Genomic DNA, 3,313 nt, shown 5'->3' with positions numbered 1-3,313 from the left:
GACTGTCTACGTTTAGGATGTGCCATTTTATTCTATTTTTTATCCGTTAATAGTTTTTTTAAACCTTCCCATCTTGGGTCTATTTCTTTAATCTCTTGTGCTTTTGTTTCTTTTGGAGAAAACTTTTCCAAATTTTGTAATGCTTCTGATTGTAATGTACCATCTTTTATTCCAGTGTGTATTCTTTTTGTTGGAACAGATAAAATCATCATTTCATAACAATATTGTGCTACGTTTACTTGAAATTCATCATGAGGCAAAATGATAAATTCATCATGGTCATCATTAAATTGTTCGCCAAATCTAACTATGAGTTTCATTTTACCTTTAATCGGTAAATCAAAATCTTCGTTTGTTAAATCGCAAGGAACATTTACAATTCCTTTGTGCGAAAAACCGAGTTCAAGCATATTGCTTTTTTTCTCTAATACTACATTCATTTTGATGTTAGAACTATTAAATTCGTCATAGCCAAAATGAGTAAAGAACGTATTGTTTACTTGAAATTCAAACTGGTGTTTACCCAGTTTTAATCCTGAAAATGGGATTAAAAATTCTTTTAATATATCCATAACATCAGTTTTTCCCTTTTTATAAGGGTGTGCAAAGATACAAAAATATTGGAATTACAATAATTTTCTTTGCTTTTTTTTAAATTAAACTTTACCTGTTCCTTTTTTCAAAGGGTTGTTGGTTAATTCATCATATTCCATGCGATTTTTATATATGTCTATAGCGCTGTAAACGGCTTCTCTGAAAGAACTTTCGTTGGCTATATTTTTTCCTGCAATGTCAAAACCTGTTCCGTGATCTGGCGAGGTTCTTATTTTGTTTAAACCTGCTGTAAAATTCACACCTTCACCAAAAGAAAGGGTTTTGAAAGGAATTAATCCTTGGTCGTGATACATCGCAACTACCGCATCGTAATTTTTATATTGGCTGGAACCAAAAAAACTATCTGCTGAAAACGGGCCAAAAACTTGAATACCACTTTTAAAAATCTTCTCTAAACTTGGTTTCACAATTTCATCATCTTCTTTGCCAATTACGCCATTATCGCCGCTATGTGGATTCAATCCCAAAACTGCAATTTTTGGTTTGTTTATTTTAAAATCGGCAATTAAACTTTGATTTATAGTGTTGATTTTTTTCTCAATTAATTTTGAATTGATATGTTTTGACAACTCTGCAATAGGAATATGGTCTGTAATTAATCCTACTTTTATGTCTTCATGAACCATAAACATTAGAGCTTCACCTTCTAATTGTTCGTTTAAATAATCGGTATGTCCTGCAAATCTGTAATCATCAGCTTGAATGTTGTATTTATTTATAGGTGCAGTTACCAAAACATCTATTTGGTTGTTTTTTAAAGCTGTTGTAGCTGCTTGAAAAGATTTTATGGCATATTTTCCAATTTCTTCATCCAATTTACCGTTTTCTAAATTAGCCCCTTCACGCCAAACATTTAAAACATTTATTTTTCCTAAAACAATTTGATCTAGATGGTCAATTCCTTGAATAAATGCGGTTAAATTGTAGGCTCTTTTTAAAAACGAAACAATTTTAGCATTAGCAAAAATAACCGGTGTGCAGATTTCTAACATTCGTGTGTCTTCGAATGTTTTTAACACTACTTCTGGTCCAATGCCGTTCATGTCTCCAATAGAAACACCAACAATTATATTTTCCGAATGTTTTACCATTTTTATTTCTTAATTTTGATGCAAATTTATAAAAATAAACCGTCATATGTTTACAGGAATCATAGAAACTCTCGGAATAATTTCAGATATCAAAAAAGATCAGGGAAATGTACACTTAACAATTCAAACAAATATTAATAATGAGTTAAAAATTGACCAAAGTGTGGCACATAATGGTGTTTGTTTAACCGTTGTAGAAATTTTTGACAACAAACACGTGGTTACAGCTATCCAAGAAACGATAAATAAAACTACGTTAGGTTTGTGGCAAATTGGCGACAAAGTAAATATTGAAAGAGCCATGAAATTGGGCGACAGATTAGACGGACATATCGTGCAAGGCCATGTAGACCAAACCGCAGTTTGTACAAGTATTCAAGAAAAAAGTGGTAGCTGGGAATTTACATTTGAATACGATTCCGCGTTAAACAATATTACTATCGAAAAAGGTTCTATTACGGTAAATGGCACCAGTTTAACAGTTTTAAATTCTGAACACAACCGCTTTAGCGTAGCTATTATTCCATATACCTACGAACATACTATTTTCCATACTTTTGAAATTGGCACAAAAGTAAATTTGGAATTTGATGTAGTAGGCAAGTATATTGCTAGGATGTATGAATTACGCGGGTGATACACTACATAAATAAATTGGTTTAACTTATTGATTTTAAGCTTTTTAGTTTTTATTAAAAAAATAGTATACCTTTGAAATATTATTAAAAAAAAACAATTATGAAAAATATTTACACGTTACTATTAATTGGATTACTTTCATTTAGTTCATTAATTAATGCGCAACTAAACCCAAATTTTACGGTACATACCAATGGGGTAACCTGCCTTTGCCCAAATGCGGCTAATTTGGAAACCGGAGATGTAAACGGCGTTACTTACACCAAAAGAACTAGAGAACAAATAACTGAATCAAACGCATCTACTACATGTACTAGTGGAATTACGGATATGAATTTTATGTTTCATAACACTGGTTTTAACGGGAATATTAATTCTTGGGATACAAGTAGTGTTATAAATATGAATTTTATGTTTGCATTTTCAGATTTCAATCAGAATATAAGTGATTGGAATGTAAGTAATGTTACAAATATGGGAGGAATGTTCCAAAGTACAATTTTTAATCAACCTATTGGTAATTGGAATGTTAGTAATGTAACTGATATGGTGCACATCTTTTATGGGAATAATGCATTTAATCAGGATATTTCGAATTGGATTTTTAACACTAATATTGTTTTTAATAATAGCGTAAGTTATTCAAACTTTCTTAGTAGTTCAAATTATAATATATCTTACTACAACGCCTTACTACAAAGTTTTAGCAACCAAAATTTAACTAATAAAAATTTTAGAGTACAAGGTTTATTATACTCAAATCAAACAGCAAGAAATAATTTAATCAACAACAAAGGATGGACCATCAATGGAGATACTTATTCTCCACCGCCTGCTCCTCCAATATTAAGCACCTCATATGTTGCGCCAAGAAAAGTAAAAATAGATTTTACACCGAGTATATCTAACAACGTTACTGAATATAAAGTATATAAATCTACAAATAATACTACATTTACTTTAGCGAG

At 30.8% G+C, this 3,313-nt stretch carries 4 protein-coding genes; 2 read left to right on the top strand and 2 right to left on the bottom strand.

Features of this window, described 5'->3' with window-relative positions; translation table 11 throughout:
* Window positions 1–32 precede the first annotated feature (32 nt).
* Together ACIQ2I_RS08670 and pdxA are read right to left on the bottom strand one after the other, a co-directional pair.
* Window positions 33–572 carry a YceD family protein gene (locus ACIQ2I_RS08670; protein WP_396182018.1) on the bottom strand — a complete coding sequence of 180 codons (540 nt, stop codon included), beginning with the start codon at window positions 570–572 and terminating at the stop codon, window positions 33–35.
* 84 nt (window positions 573–656) lie between these two features.
* Window positions 657–1,706, bottom strand: coding sequence for a 4-hydroxythreonine-4-phosphate dehydrogenase PdxA (pdxA, locus tag ACIQ2I_RS08665; RefSeq protein ID WP_396182017.1), 1,050 nt, complete (start codon window positions 1,704–1,706; stop codon window positions 657–659).
* A gap of 46 nt (window positions 1,707–1,752) precedes the next feature.
* Between pdxA and ACIQ2I_RS08660 the strand changes: the two genes are divergently transcribed.
* Both ACIQ2I_RS08660 and ACIQ2I_RS08655 read left to right on the top strand, forming a co-directional pair.
* A complete protein-coding gene (locus ACIQ2I_RS08660) occupies window positions 1,753–2,343 on the top strand; it encodes a riboflavin synthase (protein WP_396182016.1) in 591 nt (196 codons plus the stop codon).
* 101 nt (window positions 2,344–2,444) lie between these two features.
* Window positions 2,445–3,313: BspA family leucine-rich repeat surface protein (locus ACIQ2I_RS08655; protein ID WP_396182015.1), on the top strand; the 869-nt coding region annotated here is incomplete at its 3' end.

Origin of the sequence: Flavobacterium sp. (genome assembly GCF_044368995.1) — a bacterium.
Classification (GTDB): Bacteria; Bacteroidota; Bacteroidia; order Flavobacteriales; family Flavobacteriaceae; genus Flavobacterium.
This window is presented reverse-complemented; position numbering and strand designations above follow the sequence as displayed.

Bases quoted from the DNA above. Each gene is read 5' to 3' on its own strand.
- ACIQ2I_RS08670 (WP_396182018.1), bottom strand. From the start codon at position 572: ATGGATATATTAAAAGAATTTTTAATCCCATTTTCAGGATTAAAACTG.
- pdxA (WP_396182017.1), bottom strand. From the start codon at position 1,706: ATGGTAAAACATTCGGAAAATATAATTGTTGGTGTTTCTATTGGAGAC.
- ACIQ2I_RS08660 (WP_396182016.1), top strand. From the start codon at position 1,753: ATGTTTACAGGAATCATAGAAACTCTCGGAATAATTTCAGATATCAAA.